Below are 16,461 nucleotides of genomic sequence, written 5' to 3'. Positions count from 1 at the left end.
TGTAATGAATTTTGTTCGTTTCTTTTATGTAAAATATTCTAGTTTTGCATTAGGAAAGAACTGTTTCATATAGGAATAGAGATAATTTTTTATATCCTCTTCTTCTTCTTTTTGATAAATGTATTTTCCGATTCCATATTTCCCCCATTTATACCTTCTTTTCTCTTCATCTAATTCTAATTTTGTCATCGGGTAGTTTTTTTCAATCACTCTCTTAGCTGGCTTTGTAAAACGATGTTGAATAAATTCAAATGTAATATCATCCCGTGCATCAAGAGGTAATTCAGCATTTAGGCGTTCAAACATATGATAGTATCCTTCCTTCCAGCCTTCATGTAGGTAAATAGGAGCTACAATGAAACCAAGAGGATATCCAGCTCTAGCTACTTTTCCTGCTGCCTCAATTCGCTTAGCTAAGGGAGAAGTTCCTGGTTCAAAGTTTTTAATCACATAATCAGCGTTTACACTAAAGCGAAATCTTGTTTTTCCATTATGTTTAGCATCAAGTAAATGATCTACATGGTGGAATTTCGTAACAAATCTCAATTTCCCATATTCAGATTCTCCAAAATGCTCAATGGCCCGTTTAAGGGTATGCGTTAAATAATCGATTCCTACAATATCTGAAGTACACGACGCTTCAAATCTTGTTACTTCAGGTGCACGCTCTTTCATGTATTTATCAGCAGCATCTAAAATTTCTTCAACATTTACATACGTTCGTATATAAGGCTTACTTCCCATCGTTGTTTGTAAATAACAATAATGACAATGTCCCATACATCCCGTTGCAAAAGGAATTGCATACTCTGCTGAAGGCTTGGAAGTATCGAATTTCAGTGTTTTTCTAACACCAACAACCAGCGTGGATTTTGCTACTCGATACTTTTGAAAATCGTTATCCCCTGGCAAATCTCTTACTTGATTATGAGAAGTAGTATGTCGAATTTCAACATCCATCTTTGAAAACTTCTCAAACAGCTCTTTCCCCAAAGGATAATCTAGTGCTTTCGGTTCAAAATATACGAGCTTAGGCATAAATGGCTTATTCATTCTAACATCCCCTCTGAAATATCACCATAATAGTAAGTGTAAGCTTGGTTTGCCTCATCTTCGGTAGCATATATAGCCATCTCATTTGTTAGTGGATAATACGTTTCGTAAAGAAATAGTGCTAATTCATTAGGTCTTTCAGGATTATTTACAACTGCTGCAGCTTGTATGTTAGCTACGTCTTGAGTATGAGGATTTCGGTAAAAAATATAAACAATATCACCAGCATGATACGTATTACTTTCAGAAGAAAATTCCATTCCATCACCATCTCATTTCATAAAATTCAATGCTCACAGTTTTACTTTCTAATTTCCTTGTAGTGTAACTATTTAATTACATTGATAATGATTACGTCATACAAACATATTTGAAAAATGAATAATAAATGTACTCCCAAAAAGGCAAGCATATATCAATGCTTGCCTTTCGTTCTAACGACGATGTTCAACAAGATCGATTACACCTAAAACGACGTGTGCTAAACCAAAACCAAATACTGTATTTGCAATCATTTTATTAGTTCCACGAGTTTGTTTAAGAGCATAACCTGCTGCTGTCACTGCTGTACCTAAAGCTGTTGGAATTAATCCTTCACGAATGTCCACAGTGATGCCTCCTTGTTTCGCAGTTAGTAAATTTGTTTTAATAACTCTAGGTAAAGTATTAAAACAAGTATTAGTATTTTTCTTTTTAATAAAATTATGTGAAATTTTTATGAATAATATTTTAAATTCATAACAGCTATAAAGATTGAAAAAATTATTAATTAACAAATAAGAAAATATCTTCAAAACGTATTTTCATATGAAAATTTTATACCTCTGACAAAAAAACTTTGCGGAAATTCTCTCCATAAAAAGTGCTCCTAAATTTATATAGGAGCACTTTTTTATGAAACACTATTCTTTATTTGCTTATGAACCACTTTATTATAATAACCATGCTTTACAACCTGCCTAAAATCATCTATCTCGATATCCATTCTTTCCGCAATATCTACAACAATTGTATTTTGTAAAACATTCACCACAAATCCCATTAATTGCAAATTAGGATTTTTACGATATGAAAATTGAACGTAATCCCCAAGTGTTACTTCTTTATTATGCTTCATTTGGCGCCCCCTAAATTATCGATAATTATACAATAGTTTTCCCCTTTTTCACTTCTACATACTGGGTCACCAGTTTATCATTTTAGCCAATTCATCTCCCACCTACTTATTTCGCGTTCCTTGAGGAAGGGGTCTTCTTGGTTAAAATGATAAAAGTTATGCATATAATAAAAAAAGACAAACTCTCCAATGTGAGGAGTTTGTCCAAAACCATGATTTCTTTAGTTTAACAATATAGAATTCAGTTCCGATAAGAATCTTTCTTTTTTCCATATCCCACGATTTTTGCATCGATACTAACAATAGTGGATTAGAATAATGACTTAATACTTGCTAGGACAGTAAGAATACCTATAATAATGACAAATACATTGCTCGATTTCCCTTTGTATTTAGCAAGTACTGATACTTTATGGATTGCATACATTGGTAGTATACATAAGATAGCAGCAACTAGCGGACCGCTAAGGGCATCAATGATTCCAAGAATACTTGGATTTGTATAAGCAACATACCAGCATGTTAATACGACAAAAGTAAGAATCATTGTCTTAACTGTTTTTTCTCCTATATCTTTCCCACGTTTTTTACTGGACTTGATAATCATGTCACGCATTACCTCATACGCTCCTATATAATGACCAAGGAAAGACTTTGTAATAGCCACAAATGCAATGATAGGAGCTGCAATAGTGATTACTGGCGAATTAAGCTCATTAGCAAGATATGATAGGATTGACAAGTTCTGTTCTTTTGCCACCTTAAGATCATTTGGAGTCAAACTTAAGGTACTGCTCCAAACAAAGAACATAACAACTACGAATGTCATAATATAACAAACTTTTTGTATTTGAGCACATTTAGCATCAGTAGCATCTATTCCATACGTAGCTCTCTGTTTCATAACAAATGACGAAATCATAGGCGAATGATTAAACGAGAATACTATGATTGGAAGTATCATCCATATCGTTCCTAAATATCCTGTTCCTGTTGAAGCAGTAGAAACACTTGAAAAACTAAGCATTGACGTATTCCACTGTGGAATCAAAGATATTGCGATAAAAAGGAGAGAAGCTATAAAAGGATACACTAGCATGCTCATGATCTTTACAGTTATATCTTGACCAAAATTTAGTATAGCGATAAGACCGAGTACTAAGACAAGCGATAAAATGGACCTTGGAGGCTCCGACATGTGCAATTGATGCACGATAAAGCTACTAGCGGTATTTGTAAGTGCGACCGAGTACATCAGCACGATCGTATAAATGGAGACAAAATACACAATATTAAAAATGATACTTGCCTTATTTCCAAAATACTCTCTTATTGTACCTGTAATCCCCTCATCGGCAGAGTTCGAAGCGTAAATCATTTTAGCAAGCGCCCTATGTGAATAATACATAACAGGATATGCAAGTATGGTAATTAACAGCAATGATAATAAACCACCTGAACCTGCATTAATCGGTAAAAAGAGTACTCCTGCTCCAATTGCTGTTCCAAAAAGGCTCAATGCCCAGGTAGTATCCTGTTTATGCCACTTTTTAGGGTCTAGATATTTCTCATTTTTTACTGCAGTGTTATCAGCTTGAAATTCTATGTTTTTTGCAGTATTCCCATCCATATAATAATTCCTCCTTGTGTCCTATTCTTAATTTTCTTTTTTAAGATATAGGAATATAGACCGTTCTTGAAAAATGAATAGCTTATATAGTGCGCCACAATGAATATCCCCCTTCTAGGTTAATAAAAATCAAAAAATTAGCGAAGCATCAACCTGAAGGGTTTATTACCACTTATAAAATATTTTAATTATATAGTAGTATATTTTATTGATAACTCCCCCAATATACAGACATCCTTAGGCGAACAATAGAGTAAAGATTGTTAAAAACTTCACAATACACTCGATAACTTATTGATTTAATTGTTTCTCCCCAAAGATTTTATTTTTAATGGCAATTCCTGTAGGTGTAGCTGCAATACCACCTAAACCTGTCTCTCTTAATTCGCGAGGCATCTGTCTTCCAACTCTATACATGGCTTCAATCACTTCGTCAGCATTGATGAGATTGTTTACGCCGGCTAATGCGATGTCCGCTGCTGCTAAAGCATTTGCCGTTCCAATGGCGTTTCTCTTTATACAAGGAATTTCTACCAAACCAGCGACCGGATCACAAACTAAACCGAGTAAATTTTGTAATGCAATCGAAAAAGCTTCAGAAGATTGCTGTGGCGTTCCACCCGCAGCTTCTACCGCAGCTGCAGCCGCCATCGCTGAGGCACTTCCTACTTCAGCTTGACATCCTCCGTACGCTCCTGAAATACAAGCGTTGTTTGCGACTATCGTTCCAAATAACGCTGAAGTGAATAGAAAATGAATCATATCTTCATGACTTAACTGCAACGTATCTTTAATACTAAATAGGACTCCCGGAGTCGTCCCACTCGCACCTGCTGTTGGAGTTGCACAAATAGCTCCTAATGCAGCATTTACTTCATTAACACCGATAGCACTTTGAATCCCTAACACCATCAAATCTCCAGAAAGAGTTTTCCTATTTTCTCGATAGTTTTTAATTTTTACAGCATCCCCTCCGGTCAAACCTGTTGGAGAAAATACACCGTCGCCCTCGATACTTTTATTTATTGCATGTTGCATAGTCGCTAAATTTCGTTCCATTTTACTCCATACTTCTTCATAAGAAATTTTAGTTTGTTTGATTTCCTGTTCGATTGCTAATTCATAAATTTGCTTTTGGCTTTTATTAGCTGCATCCACAATTTCTTTTATGGCCATATACATATTTTTCACTCCTAAATGTGACTAAAGAATAATAAGATTAGCTATATTGCTTAAATCTCCTAATTCCTTCTGAGCATTACCTGGCAATATCGAATCCAAAGCGAATGCATATAAATATTTTGTTTTATCTTCCAAACTATGAAAGTTGTTAATTTCCACATCATATTGTTTAAAGATCCTGCGTAAAACAAATTCAAAGTCAGCTCTTTCTGAAATCGCAATAACAACTGGCAATGGCCCCTGCAGATTTAAGCTAAATCCATCAATTTCAACATGTTTGACTTCAATCAACCCACCACCGACCGAAATCCCCATTACTCTAATACTTCGACTTTCATCCTCTGCATATACATCTGCCGTATTTGGATGACCAGCAGGACTATTACCCAATTTTTCAATAAAGGTAATGTCAATTCCCTTAGACTCTGCTATTTTAATAGCATCTGGCACTTTGCTGTCATCAGCAGCAAAGCCTAATATACCAGCAATAATTGCAAAATCAGTTCCGTGACCTTTATGGGTTTCAGCAAATGATTCATAATACTTTACCACAACTTTTTTGGGAAGACCTTGAAATAATTTATTAGCAACTGTTCCAATAGCCAAAGCACCTGCAGTATGTGAACTTGAAGGGCCTATCATTATGGGCCCAATCACATCAAAACAACTTTTGTATTTAACAATCTTTTTTTCTTTAATAGATGCTACATTTATGTTCATATAAGCACCCCCATAATTTATTATTTTTAGCTGTAGTTGAATCTAAGTTGTTAGAATGATCGATTCAAAACAAGTTTCATTTGATAACGCTTTCTTTATTGAGTTGAATAAGCTTTCCTTCTAATCCGCTATCCACCGTATAGTAATCATATCAGTATGTCCAATTTTAAAAAATTACTGGCAAGTTCTTTAGAATTTTTAATCCAAAACAAGGTTTGATATTTTCTCTAGAGGTAATAAATTGTGTCTCGACGCCCTCATTATAACTTGTATATTTATAAGTTTAATCTTTTTTTATTTTTAGAAAGATTGAATAGACAGAATTTTGAATAGGTAATAAATCACACTTAGTATGTAGCAATTGTGTCCTTTGTTTGAAGCTGTATTAGTTAGTAAAAAAGCAAAAATAACACAGAGTTCCTTTCATAAACACATTGATTATATTGAAAAATCATTATAAAGATACTTATATTGTCTTTTGTTTGAACATCTTATTTTGGACGGGAAATCTGTTGCAATAAATAATTCATTCAGATGAAAAGGAATACATTAATGAAATTTAAAACCACTTCCGTATACTAATTACACAATTTGTATAAATATTAATTATCAGAAAAAACAAACTTCCCATTCGGATCTTAACATAAAGGATACATTCCAAATAACAATGGAGATTCTGCTTTATCAATTTCTTTATACGTTATATTTCCCTCTTTACCTGCAACAGCAACTTGTACTTTTTCATTTGTTTTCACATCTTCTGCACCTATTGCACCACCCGCCAATAATCCTTTACTTAACAGACTCTCGTGAACAAAAGTTAGAGAGTTATGGAACAAAATATAATGTGTATGTACATACATTTCTTTTAAAAGAAGTTTTGTAGTATGCAACTGAATTAAAAAAATATAGATTTTTATGACTCTTTTTAGGGGATATAGCAAAGTGGGATCTTTTATATGCACATTGCTATACCGAACTAGATTTCAGCATAGTATTTTTTTGCAACTCATTGATTTTTACCAAACACGTATAAAAACCAAAAATATGAAAATAAATGACTGGCTAAAATTTTACTTTCAATAAAATAAAAAAGAACCTGCAAATTTGCAGATTCTCCTGATAATGATTTATATGAGTAAGACTCGGAAATATAATACAATGATTCAAAAATAAGTTCAAGTAAATTCAAAGAACCCGCTGGAGTTCGAGTTCTTTCAGAAGTGATGATGTTTTCTAGGCTTAGCAAAGTGAGAAAATACAAGAATATAATACATTGAGATTTAGAGAATTTCAATACTTAAATTAGAGGTTATTTTAATATGATGTAACATCAGCATTTTGAAGGAATAGCAATGAATACCTTATACATTCCCAGTCTACATAACGCTTTATTATCAGTAGAAAGAAAAAGGAAAATCCCTACTTTCACAATAAATCCGTCTTGCTACTCTATTCATTTTTTGATACATTCCTATCCACCGTTTTAGGCTTCTCTTTTGTACTGTGTTAGCCGAAAAATTGTATAAATCATAATTCGTTTTTCTTCCACCTGTTTCACCCTTTCTACACCCTAGTTTTACAAAATAAGAAGTCATCAAAACTTATATTTATTACTTTCTGTTATCTCCTTTCTCTTGTTCTATGCATAGTCTATCTGAATTTTTATTAGCTACTAAAAAAAGAATTTACAGGACGATTAAAAAAAGCCAAGTGCATTGCACTCGGCTTTATGGTCGATTAAACAATTTTACTTCAGACGTATTAAACTGATGTAGATAGTCTTTAGTAGAAGTATAGCCTGAATTCATGAGTGTTTTCTTTTCTTCTTCTGTGATATCGAAATTAAACGACGGCGTAAAGAATGTATTGATAAATACAGTACGGGCAGCATCTTCTTTGGTTGTTTTTCCGCTCTCATGACCTTTGATCATCGTTTGAGACAAATTCCATGCAAAATGAATAAGAGAATGGCCAATATGATGTTCTGTTGAAGTTGCGATATGTTTTAACATGGCAATCTCGGCCTGAGATTCTAAACGGAAACCCAGTGTTTCTTTGTTGTAGACAATTTCATCTGCAGGATCAAAGAAAGATGCATTGTATTTCGTGTGTAAGCTTCTTAGTGTAGAATGATCCTCCGTATTGCTTACCAGTTTATTAACCTCGTCAATCGTATCTGTGGTCGTGAAGTGTTCTTCTTTATTCACAAAACTTTTCCGATCAAATAAACGAATTGGGTAGTTATCCAGTACACCTCCGTCTACATAATAATCTTTATCCCATTCCACAGATTTAAAAAAGAATGGGATGGACATCGAAATCCGCACAGCAACTACTAACGGGACATCAGGTGTCGTTTCGCGAGAAAACGTACGAAGCTGGTGTGTAGAAATGTTCGTTCCTTGGAAAAACACGTCTTTTCCTGTTTTGTCATATAACTGCTGAAAGGTTGTGTCCTTACTCCCTGTCCACTTTTCAACGATCTTTCCTACCCACTCAGTGAAGAAATCCCCTTTATAGATACCAAAACCATCAAAAAATAAACGAATATTATCTTGTACAATCGAAAAATCATCATCTTTAAACGCTTTAAAATTCATGTCTTTGTGGATTTTTACAAGATCTGCGAATGGAATGGAAAGACCTAAAAGTAATGCAGTAATCGCTCCTGCTGAAGTCCCCCCAAATCGTTGTATTTCTGGTAAAATCCCTTCTTCATTTAGTGCACGGATGGCACCTATATAAGCGCTTCCCTTTACTCCGCCACCTTCAAATACTAAGTTACGAAATGGATATGCCATTATATACCTCCAATAGAGAAATTTTCGATCTGTTATAGTATCGGAAGTATATTGAAATATATTCCAAATGGTATTAAGAAAGCTTCATGCCCTCCGATACGTATGGCGGAATTATCTTTATTCAATGGATGAATTGTTTGAAAGAGAAGGTATCTGCTTGGAATGGTAATTTAGTAGGATAGGAAACAGGAAACGGAGCGTATCTATGGATGCACTAACTAATAACCCTTTTTGAATCGTATATAACGTAACTTCTTTTCCGATGTATCCTCAAAGTAAAATCACGAGCAAAAAACCAAGAAACAATCTACATTTCATAAATCCCTCACCATCTATAACATACAATCCAGTGAAATAATTTGTTTCAGATACGTAGAAATATGATTTAACCAGCAATCAATAATCAGGTCTTCTTACCCTAAATATACCTGAATCTATTTGTTTCCATACCGGAAGAGTTAAATCATTTTGTTCCCATTCATGCAATTAAACAGATATGTATAATTGCATATCCATTAAATCGCTTTTAGTGCTATATTTTAATAGCGATGAATGCTATTATTTCATAAGTTGTCAACAAGCGTTATGTATGTATGAGAAAAAGGAAGGAGCCAAATAGGTCCCTTCCTTTTTCTACTAATTAAATAAATTACTCTCTGGTAAAAATTTAATTAGTGATGCTCCTTTACAAGCGTCTGATTATGCATTAAAAATGCTAGCTTTGCTTGCTGTCGGAAAAATTAAAGATGATAGCATTAAGTTATTAAGAGACAAAAATTCATCAACACGAAGACAGATTCGTCTTGGCTAGATAAATTTGGTGATAAATACAGGAAGTAACTCTTACGATTCAATGATTCCTTTTCCTGCCTTCTACCCTTGCCACTTCTGTTTCATGACTTGCAAATATAGATCTTCAAACTCGTTAAAATGGACGCGAAAAGCACCTAATGTATCGATATAAGCAGTAATCACATCTTCTTTATTGAAATGGATCCCTTCCTGTGTAATATCATAGCTATCATCAAGGCTGTATAAATCAAAATATTCCTCTTCCCAATATACGCCTCTGTTTACTAGTAAACGAGTGGAGCAAGTAAGCGCTTGTTTCACATTACATTTCTGAGCTACTAACTTTTCATTTAAGACAGAAAGAAGGATATTTACCGAGTATTTTTCATCAACTATGCGGCTATATGACAGTAAAGCCGATTCTATATATATCAGCTTTGCTTTAGACATTAAAGATATCTCCATAATTTCATATGGCGGGTGCTCATTTGCTTCAATCAACCTATCGCACCATGAAATTACCTCCTCTCTATCCCAAAGCCCGCAGCCTAGTCCTAATGCATACAAGTGGGCTAACGTTTGATAAGATTTCAATATGTTTCACCTTCTATTTAACTGTATAGTGTTATTGCATTCATTTTGGAAATAATCACGTTTAGTAATAAATACAATAAACTCCCCAAACGGACAGCTTATTTGCATTAAAAACGCTACACATGAACTTTTGCTTTTTTTCGACGAATAAGCCACCAAACTAAAGATAGCAGTACTAGAGGGAACGGAATTACCTGAATAAAGAAAAATACTTTCCAAAAATCGTGCATCGTACTACCAGGGGAATCTGTTGCCATCCCGCCAATAAAAAAAGACAATGGAATGACAAGTATATTTATACCTAAACTAATCATTAGAAATGATAGATTCTCCTTCCAGATTATTAGTAATGCAGCCACGATAAATAAAACCAATGCAGTACCCAGTATAAGAAACAGTGCTCCAAAAAAATACAAAGTATAAAATACCATTGATTAAAGGTTCCACAATAGCCCTCCTAAGGATTCATTCTATAGAAACACTCATGTTATTTAGAAAGTCAGGATGCTAAACCTCTTAGTTCTCTTTCAATTTCTTCATTGCTATAGTCTTCTTGTCTTCTACCATTTTATCAGCTAAGAATACTTTATCTACATGCTTATATTCTGGACTGCGTTAGGACATATGTTTCTATTGTACAACCCGCTAACACTTAGACCTGCTAATACGATACCTTTAAAGGCTCTGTTCATATTCATTTGCCCCTTTTATCTTTTCGTATTTTTTTCTCCATCCATAGACAGTCCATTATGAACGTTTTCATTATAAGTATTGTCTGCTGTTACTGTTTTACTTTCCTTACTATCTGTTTCGGCCCTGATTCTTCTCGTTTACCGTTTCAGTATTACACTTCAATTCGCATTATCATTACATAAAAAGGACATACCTATTCATATATACCCCTTTATTATTTTATAAAGATTATACAAAAATTAACAATTAATCATTTACTCAACAATAGATAATATGGATAAAGAAAAAATACTAGAGAGTATCACAGTGTAGTAGTCTCCTAGTATCTGTTCATAGTATTTTAACGGCTATGCAAATGAGGAGGGATAAAAAAAGACCTCTTACGGAAAGATAAGAGGTCATCAAGAAGATAAAAATGTTGTATTTGAAACACGCGAGTTTCTAATTCACATCATAACACAATATATCCATATATTCAATATATACATTAAATAAAGGAATGTATGTTCAAAAAACACACGGAATATTAATTTGGAACAGTATGTTTTCTTCTTTTATCCTACTTTTTCTACACTGCCGTAATTGTAACAATGGATGGTATCCTCTGTATACTGATGAGCAATTGTAGCAAGTTCTTCTAAATTCTCTTCCGTTACCTCGTGAATAAATAGAACAAAATTACTATCGGATTCGGAGTCTGTTGAAATGGAACCATCGATCCGTTATGAAATATTGAGCTTGCATCTCCTAGATTCCATGTAAATATTCGCTAATTCCAATCCCCTTTCGTGTCTATTTTATGTTTAATATAGTCTCGTACCGTACAAACGGGAAATGTTGTTAATTTGAAAAGAGAGCGGAATAAAATTTCTTTATCGCCTCTGTTCTTTCTTCTGTATGATAGAAAAAACGGAGAAAGATGGAATTTTATCTATCCTCATCACTTGTTAGAAAATTCTAATTTGATTAAATTGAAAGAAAATGATATATTGATTTTAGAATAATAATCCAATTAATGGATGACAACCTAATACCTGTAAGTGGACTATGACAATGTCAGATAAACGGGAGGAATTTAATATGAAAAAATTATGTTCATTTGCTTTAATCGGTGCCTTAACCTTTTCGGGTTTTATCGTTTTAGACAGTACGCTACCTGATAAAGCGCGCGCTGAAGTAAATACGATTAAGCAAGCTTCAGCTGTTGTGGATGATTGGCCATGGCAGACGTATTTCTTATTGCATCACAACGTGGACTATCTACAAGAATTAGCCCCTGGTACGTTAAAACAAGGTGATACGTTTGATACGACGGTATATATAGGCGGAAAAGATGTAGGTGTTGTAAAGATTTATCGATTGAACGGAGAAGGTAAATTGCAACGCTACAAAACCATTTCTGCAGGTGAGGCTGGACACCACTACTATTCTAGGTTCAAAACACCAATTACAACGGTTTACACACCAGGTACATATGTGGCAGTACTAAAAGTAGACAATTCATATTATTATGGTGGCTCCTTCCAAATTACAAAGTAAAACATATAGGTATATTTGTCTGAAACGCACTGGGTTACGGTGCGTTTTTGTTATCTAACGAATAAATGATCACGCGGGAAGTCAAAGCATATTATCGAAACGGAGCTGAATGTGATGAAAATTGTAACAGTTAATGCGGATGCAACAATCCATGTTGGTATTTTAAAAGGGATGACAGGATGTGTTACTAGTTATGATGCGGATACTGGGATGCCGAAATCTAATTGGATCCATTTACAACGGTTATAATTAGGTCTATATTTCTAACGCAATAAGGTTTGTATAGGATTCTTTAGAAAATTAATATTTGATTTTTATAGTGATTCAATACATTCTATGATTAAAACTAAGTTACATATTTTAAAATCATCACCAGGAGAATCTGCAAATTTACGGGTTCTTATTTAAAACATAATGCCAGAAAAGCTGAGGTGAATAAAGTGCAAAGTTTAAAATCTTTAAAACGTGACGTATACATTTTTCTTCCATTTTCTATTTATTTTTCCTCCATTTTTATTTCATTCTATATTATAGAGAATACATTCAACTTGCTAAGTTTTTTACCAGCACTTGGAACCCTGTATGTCTGGCTAACTAGTGTGATAGACATTAAAAATAAAAATTACAAAATAAAATAAAAAAGCATCTGAACTAGATGCTTTGCTCTTAATGTTATAGAATATTGACGCCCATGACCATACAGCTACCAAAAACGATACATACCAAACCTAAAAATATTAAAAAATCTGGCAGATCAAAATGTTCGAGTAACGCGCCTATTAATAATAAAAAGGGATATACTAGAATTTCAATCCAGGTTACGCCCACTGCTTTCTTTATTTCTCGGTAAGATACAACGCTGACAAGTAAAACGCCTACTACAATCAACCCTATCCCTAACATCATCCATTCATCCTTTTGAAAATTTAGTATTTCACTTTCATATACTGCTCTTTTACGAGAACCAATAATTCCCTCAATTTCTTCTCTACAGGATGTTCTTGATTTTCAGATACTTCTCTCCCGTATGATGAAAAGCTTTGTGAGCAAGCACTAGTTGTAACTTCCAATTTCGCGTATGAGAATGTATGCTCATTTTCTTTACCAATGTTTTCAGTAGTGCTTCCATTTGAACCAACGCGTATACAGCTTTCATCAAGTTTGGTGCGCTTTCCTTCCTTGTTAACCGTGTAATAGGTATCGTTGACTTCCCCATATTTCATATTAGGTGTTGATGTTACTGCGGTCCCGTCTGCAGAAAAAGTGACGACACGAAATCCATCTTCTTCTGGCAACAACTCAGCTCCTGGAACATTATATAGTACCAATAGGTCTCCTTCGTATGCTTCTGGAATGAGATAAATGGTATCTGTAGTGTCTTGTCCGAATCGGATACAACCGCTTAAAAGAATCATAATAAAGATCCCACAATACATTATAACTTTTCTCATAGAGTTTCTCCCGTTATGTGTAAGAATGGTATAGTATGTATTATACAATGTGATATATTTCCTTGGATAGAATAAGTTTCTAGTTTGAAGTCGGTTTTACTATTGTCATATAAAAGATTTATGTCAGTGAATGATTAGCACGAAGAGAAATGGAGTGAATTGATGAGCAGACGTTTTGCATTAACATATGAAAATAAGATTTTGAGAAAGATAATGATTACCGTAAGCATTGTCATACTCGTTTTCATTGCAACAGGGTGTGATTCTGTCCAAAATGATGCAAAGGATGTAACGGAGATTCCGCTAAACAGCAAATTAGAATCCCTTATTTCAGAAAGTATCATTGCCTGGAATCAAGACAAATTAAATCATACAGAAAAACAATTTGAGACGCATGTAATCTATGGAACTGAAATGAAGGATGAAAAAATGTATGTCTACCTTCATTCCCTCATGCAAGGATACAACCGCGAAACACAGACAGTTTCTCAAGCAGGACATTTACTTCCAGTCCGTGTGACGGTCACAAAAAATGGGGATGATTACATCATTGAAGATTACCGTGAACCAGGAGATGGTGCTGAAAATGAACCTACTTTGCGCAACATGTTCCCGAAAAAGTATGCGGATCAAGCACTCACTATCTCAAATGAAACGATTCAATCATTAGAATCTCGTATGCAAGAATATGTTTCTAAGTGGCTGGAAGATACAAGTAATAAGAGACAAGATAGATAACAAATAAAATATTCATAATCGAATATTTTACAAAAAAAAGGAGAGATATAATCTCTCCTTTTTCTACTTTATACCTAGCATTATTTGTTATATCCACCAAGTTGCTGTTCTGCCATAGCAACGAGACGTTTTGTGATTTCTCCACCTACAGAGCCGTTCGCTCTTGCAGTTGAATCCGCGCCTAATTGTACGCCGAATTCTTGTGCAATTTCATATTTCATTTGATCCAGTGCGCTTTCTGCACCTGCAACCACTAAAGAGTTGTTACGATTGTTTGTCATCATATATCACCTCCTGTACGTTTAATATGCTACGAAACAAAGAAAATATTATTGGTAAATAAAACCATTTATAGTTTCTTCTTTTATCCACTATTTTACTTTTCCGTAACGATTTCAGCAGAATAACAGCATGAGTTTCGTTTATTCGCATTAATATACAGAATGGAAAATATGTTTACGAAGAGTTATATTTTTTATAAACATTTATTGATGTAGATGTATTGCAAGTTCTTCTAAAATATTGACAGATAATATGCCACGTGTTAAATTCAAAACATTTAAATATTAAGGAGATGAGTGACTGATGTCAGTTAATAAGATAGAAGAATATTGGTATATGTACGCTAAAGAAAATGGATTAAACATGAGTGTTCCAGATTCGTGGATGTTTGGAGATGGTTCCAAAGAAATGGGAGATAAATTAGGAAGTTTAGTAGTTAAAGGAATCAAAACAGGAACATGCGCTGCACATTGTGTTTATGAGCTTGAAGGGGAAGAAATTCAAAAAGTTGGTCAGTACGATATTGTATTGGATGGAGACAATAATCCATTAGCAATTATAAAATATACAAAGATCGATTTACTAAAAATGAATGAAGTAACAAGTAATTTTGCAAGATCTGAGGGTGAAGGCGATTTAAGCTATGATTATTGGTATAGTGAGCACGTTAAATTTTTCACTTGGGAATTAAGTCGGTATGGACTTAATTTTACTCCAGACTTAATGCTCGTTTGTCAAACGTTTAAGGTAATGGATGTTTATAAAAATTAAACATGAATGAAAATCAAACATGTTTATTTTATATTATGTTTTTAAGCATTTCGTCATGTAAAAAAACAAAATCCCCTTCAGGAAAGCTGCTAAGCTAGCGTAAGGTGCTAAATCCCCTCAAAGTATCTCAAAAGCTGGATAATCATTTAATATTTCTGTACTCTCCAACTTACAACAAAACACATCGCAAAATATTTTTACGATGTGTTTTAAAAGGGAAATCATCATCAAGTTTTTCACCCATATTTTTATAAGGAGTTTTACCATTGAGGATAAACGCCTTCATTTCAAAACAGTTCTTTTCATTTGTATACGATATGTCTCACACATATAGTATACAAATTATTACACTTACTTTTCTTCACCGCTTGCTTGCATGGAATTAAAAGTCCAATTTAATTTCAACGCATCTCCTTGAAATACATTTTGTTCTTCACCGTTATCTACGAATGTAAACATTACATAAAATGTATCATCATCACCTGGAGCAAGTCCATTTCCTTCTCGATCTACAATACCGTTCTTTACAAGATTAGGAATATTTCCATTTTGCGTAGCTACCTTTAATTCAGATAATGTAGTAGACCAAATTGGAACCTCATTTTTATCCAAGTTCCACAAGAAATCAACACGGATATGATCACCAAAATCAGCATTTCCATTATCCCCTTTCGCATCGATTACACTGTAATCTGTCAGGAGTTTCACATCTCCTATTGCTAAGGTTCCTTTGTTTACTAATTGAAAACCACGTTCCATTTCATCACCTGGTTTCAGATTGTCGACATTAATAACAACTTCTGGATTCACACTCAAATCTAAAGTACCCGCTGCAAACGTGTTTTGTGATACTTCCTTATCACTAAAATATGCATATGTTCCCCCGCCAATTAAGGATAAGCCAAGCACTGCAGTTACAACACCCATACCAAGTTTTTTCTTCATACCCATTTCACAAGTCCCCCTATTGTTAAAGTTTAAAATACAAACCTTATTTCCATCCCACAAACAACAATAATAATTAAGCAACTTCCTTGTCCCATAATGAAAACAAACTTACTTTAAACTAGTTACTTCATGTACCCGAACGACTAT

At 34.0% G+C, this 16,461-nt stretch carries 19 protein-coding genes; 4 read left to right on the top strand and 15 right to left on the bottom strand.

From position 1 onward, the window contains the following. Nucleotides 1-24 precede the first annotated feature (24 nt). The 11 genes from splB to AC1Q51_RS03830 all read right to left on the bottom strand — a co-directional run bounded on the left by splB (nucleotide 25) and on the right by AC1Q51_RS03830 (nucleotide 10,323). Nucleotides 25-1,053, bottom strand: a complete 1,029-nt coding sequence (gene splB, locus AC1Q51_RS03880; protein WP_001039638.1) for a spore photoproduct lyase — start codon at nucleotides 1,051-1,053, stop codon at nucleotides 25-27. Next, on the bottom strand, nucleotides 1,050-1,313 hold the full coding sequence (locus AC1Q51_RS03875; RefSeq protein ID WP_000396091.1) for a transcriptional regulator SplA: 264 nt from the start codon (nucleotides 1,311-1,313) through the stop codon (nucleotides 1,050-1,052). The genes splB and AC1Q51_RS03875 overlap by 4 nt, the downstream gene beginning before the upstream one ends. A gap of 174 nt (nucleotides 1,314-1,487) precedes the next feature. Then, nucleotides 1,488-1,661: a hypothetical protein gene (locus AC1Q51_RS03870; RefSeq protein ID WP_000354585.1), complete on the bottom strand. Its 174-nt coding sequence runs from the start codon at nucleotides 1,659-1,661 to the stop codon at nucleotides 1,488-1,490. Nucleotides 1,662-1,945: 284 nt separating this feature from the next. Then, complete coding sequence (locus AC1Q51_RS03865; RefSeq protein ID WP_000682216.1) at nucleotides 1,946-2,170, bottom strand: DUF2187 domain-containing protein; 225 nt, start codon at nucleotides 2,168-2,170, stop codon at nucleotides 1,946-1,948. Nucleotides 2,171-2,480: 310 nt separating this feature from the next. After that, nucleotides 2,481-3,800, bottom strand: coding sequence for an aromatic amino acid transport family protein (locus AC1Q51_RS03860; RefSeq protein WP_000348957.1), 1,320 nt, complete (start codon nucleotides 3,798-3,800; stop codon nucleotides 2,481-2,483). 291 nt (nucleotides 3,801-4,091) lie between these two features. After that, nucleotides 4,092-4,982 carry an L-serine ammonia-lyase, iron-sulfur-dependent, subunit alpha gene (gene sdaAA / locus AC1Q51_RS03855; protein WP_098251409.1) on the bottom strand — a complete coding sequence of 297 codons (891 nt, stop codon included), beginning with the start codon at nucleotides 4,980-4,982 and terminating at the stop codon, nucleotides 4,092-4,094. 21 nt (nucleotides 4,983-5,003) lie between these two features. After that, nucleotides 5,004-5,702 (bottom strand): L-serine ammonia-lyase, iron-sulfur-dependent subunit beta, encoded by a 699-nt coding sequence (sdaAB, locus tag AC1Q51_RS03850; protein WP_001024890.1) that lies wholly within the window; start codon nucleotides 5,700-5,702, stop codon nucleotides 5,004-5,006. Nucleotides 5,703-6,340: 638 nt separating this feature from the next. Beyond that, a complete protein-coding gene (locus AC1Q51_RS03845) occupies nucleotides 6,341-6,595 on the bottom strand; it encodes a hypothetical protein (protein WP_000557539.1) in 255 nt (84 codons plus the stop codon). Between the two features lie 837 nt (nucleotides 6,596-7,432). Continuing rightward, entirely contained in the window at nucleotides 7,433-8,506 is a 1,074-nt protein-coding gene (locus AC1Q51_RS03840) for a patatin-like phospholipase family protein (protein ID WP_000331130.1), read from the bottom strand. An 873-nt stretch (nucleotides 8,507-9,379) separates the two neighbouring features. Then, nucleotides 9,380-9,892, bottom strand: coding sequence for a hypothetical protein (locus AC1Q51_RS03835; RefSeq protein WP_061660951.1), 513 nt, complete (start codon nucleotides 9,890-9,892; stop codon nucleotides 9,380-9,382). Between the two features lie 116 nt (nucleotides 9,893-10,008). After that, complete coding sequence (locus tag AC1Q51_RS03830; protein WP_237441007.1) at nucleotides 10,009-10,323, bottom strand: hypothetical protein; 315 nt, start codon at nucleotides 10,321-10,323, stop codon at nucleotides 10,009-10,011. Nucleotides 10,324-11,665: 1,342 nt separating this feature from the next. On the opposite strand from AC1Q51_RS03830, the gene AC1Q51_RS03825 reads away from it, so the two are divergent. Beyond that, a complete protein-coding gene (locus AC1Q51_RS03825; protein ID WP_023521971.1) occupies nucleotides 11,666-12,124 on the top strand; it encodes a DUF5065 family protein in 459 nt (152 codons plus the stop codon). A 114-nt stretch (nucleotides 12,125-12,238) separates the two neighbouring features. After that, a complete protein-coding gene (locus AC1Q51_RS03820) occupies nucleotides 12,239-12,373 on the top strand; it encodes a hypothetical protein (protein WP_255259031.1) in 135 nt (44 codons plus the stop codon). A gap of 423 nt (nucleotides 12,374-12,796) precedes the next feature. Here AC1Q51_RS03820 and AC1Q51_RS03815 read toward each other — a convergent pair whose 3' ends face one another. Next, entirely contained in the window at nucleotides 12,797-13,030 is a 234-nt protein-coding gene (locus AC1Q51_RS03815) for a hypothetical protein (protein ID WP_492331382.1), read from the bottom strand. A gap of 20 nt (nucleotides 13,031-13,050) precedes the next feature. Further along, nucleotides 13,051-13,575, bottom strand: coding sequence for a DUF6843 domain-containing protein (locus AC1Q51_RS03810; RefSeq protein ID WP_098251407.1), 525 nt, complete (start codon nucleotides 13,573-13,575; stop codon nucleotides 13,051-13,053). Between the two features lie 162 nt (nucleotides 13,576-13,737). Here AC1Q51_RS03810 and AC1Q51_RS03805 point away from each other — a divergent pair, with 162 nt between their 5' ends. Further along, nucleotides 13,738-14,313 (top strand): peptidase M56, encoded by a 576-nt coding sequence (locus tag AC1Q51_RS03805; protein ID WP_065228855.1) that lies wholly within the window; start codon nucleotides 13,738-13,740, stop codon nucleotides 14,311-14,313. 80 nt (nucleotides 14,314-14,393) lie between these two features. Here the strand turns inward: AC1Q51_RS03805 and AC1Q51_RS03800 are convergent, their stop codons facing one another. Then, entirely contained in the window at nucleotides 14,394-14,597 is a 204-nt protein-coding gene (locus AC1Q51_RS03800) for an alpha/beta-type small acid-soluble spore protein (protein WP_492331381.1), read from the bottom strand. A 301-nt stretch (nucleotides 14,598-14,898) separates the two neighbouring features. Here AC1Q51_RS03800 and AC1Q51_RS03795 point away from each other — a divergent pair, with 301 nt between their 5' ends. Continuing rightward, nucleotides 14,899-15,366, top strand: coding sequence for an ASCH domain-containing protein (locus tag AC1Q51_RS03795; RefSeq protein WP_098236226.1), 468 nt, complete (start codon nucleotides 14,899-14,901; stop codon nucleotides 15,364-15,366). A 351-nt stretch (nucleotides 15,367-15,717) separates the two neighbouring features. On the opposite strand, the gene AC1Q51_RS03790 is transcribed toward AC1Q51_RS03795, so the two are convergent. Then, nucleotides 15,718-16,317, bottom strand: coding sequence for a TasA family protein (locus tag AC1Q51_RS03790; RefSeq protein WP_000525504.1), 600 nt, complete (start codon nucleotides 16,315-16,317; stop codon nucleotides 15,718-15,720). Between the last annotated feature and the right edge of the window lie 144 nt (nucleotides 16,318-16,461).

This window comes from Bacillus sp. MT94 (genome assembly GCF_058792475.1).
The sequence above is the reverse complement of the archived record's forward strand: the minus strand, read 5'-3'. Positions and strand labels throughout refer to the sequence as shown.

What these genes read in the sequence shown, in the direction of transcription:
- splB (WP_001039638.1), bottom strand. Translation starts at nt 1,053, where the DNA reads ATGAATAAGCCATTTATGCCTAAGCTCGTATATTTTGAACCGAAAGCA.
- AC1Q51_RS03875 (WP_000396091.1), bottom strand. Translation starts at nt 1,313, where the DNA reads ATGGAATTTTCTTCTGAAAGTAATACGTATCATGCTGGTGATATTGTT.
- AC1Q51_RS03865 (WP_000682216.1), bottom strand. Translation starts at nt 2,170, where the DNA reads ATGAAGCATAATAAAGAAGTAACACTTGGGGATTACGTTCAATTTTCA.
- AC1Q51_RS03860 (WP_000348957.1), bottom strand. Translation starts at nt 3,800, where the DNA reads ATGGATGGGAATACTGCAAAAAACATAGAATTTCAAGCTGATAACACT.
- sdaAA (WP_098251409.1), bottom strand. Translation starts at nt 4,982, where the DNA reads ATGTATATGGCCATAAAAGAAATTGTGGATGCAGCTAATAAAAGCCAA.
- sdaAB (WP_001024890.1), bottom strand. Translation starts at nt 5,702, where the DNA reads ATGAACATAAATGTAGCATCTATTAAAGAAAAAAAGATTGTTAAATAC.
- AC1Q51_RS03840 (WP_000331130.1), bottom strand. Translation starts at nt 8,506, where the DNA reads ATGGCATATCCATTTCGTAACTTAGTATTTGAAGGTGGCGGAGTAAAG.
- AC1Q51_RS03830 (WP_237441007.1), bottom strand. Translation starts at nt 10,323, where the DNA reads ATGGTATTTTATACTTTGTATTTTTTTGGAGCACTGTTTCTTATACTG.
- AC1Q51_RS03825 (WP_023521971.1), top strand. Translation starts at nt 11,666, where the DNA reads ATGAAAAAATTATGTTCATTTGCTTTAATCGGTGCCTTAACCTTTTCG.
- AC1Q51_RS03820 (WP_255259031.1), top strand. Translation starts at nt 12,239, where the DNA reads ATGAAAATTGTAACAGTTAATGCGGATGCAACAATCCATGTTGGTATT.
- AC1Q51_RS03815 (WP_492331382.1), bottom strand. Translation starts at nt 13,030, where the DNA reads ATGATGTTAGGGATAGGGTTGATTGTAGTAGGCGTTTTACTTGTCAGC.
- AC1Q51_RS03810 (WP_098251407.1), bottom strand. Translation starts at nt 13,575, where the DNA reads ATGAGAAAAGTTATAATGTATTGTGGGATCTTTATTATGATTCTTTTA.
- AC1Q51_RS03805 (WP_065228855.1), top strand. Translation starts at nt 13,738, where the DNA reads ATGAGCAGACGTTTTGCATTAACATATGAAAATAAGATTTTGAGAAAG.
- AC1Q51_RS03800 (WP_492331381.1), bottom strand. Translation starts at nt 14,597, where the DNA reads ATGATGACAAACAATCGTAACAACTCTTTAGTGGTTGCAGGTGCAGAA.
- AC1Q51_RS03795 (WP_098236226.1), top strand. Translation starts at nt 14,899, where the DNA reads ATGTCAGTTAATAAGATAGAAGAATATTGGTATATGTACGCTAAAGAA.
- AC1Q51_RS03790 (WP_000525504.1), bottom strand. Translation starts at nt 16,317, where the DNA reads ATGGGTATGAAGAAAAAACTTGGTATGGGTGTTGTAACTGCAGTGCTT.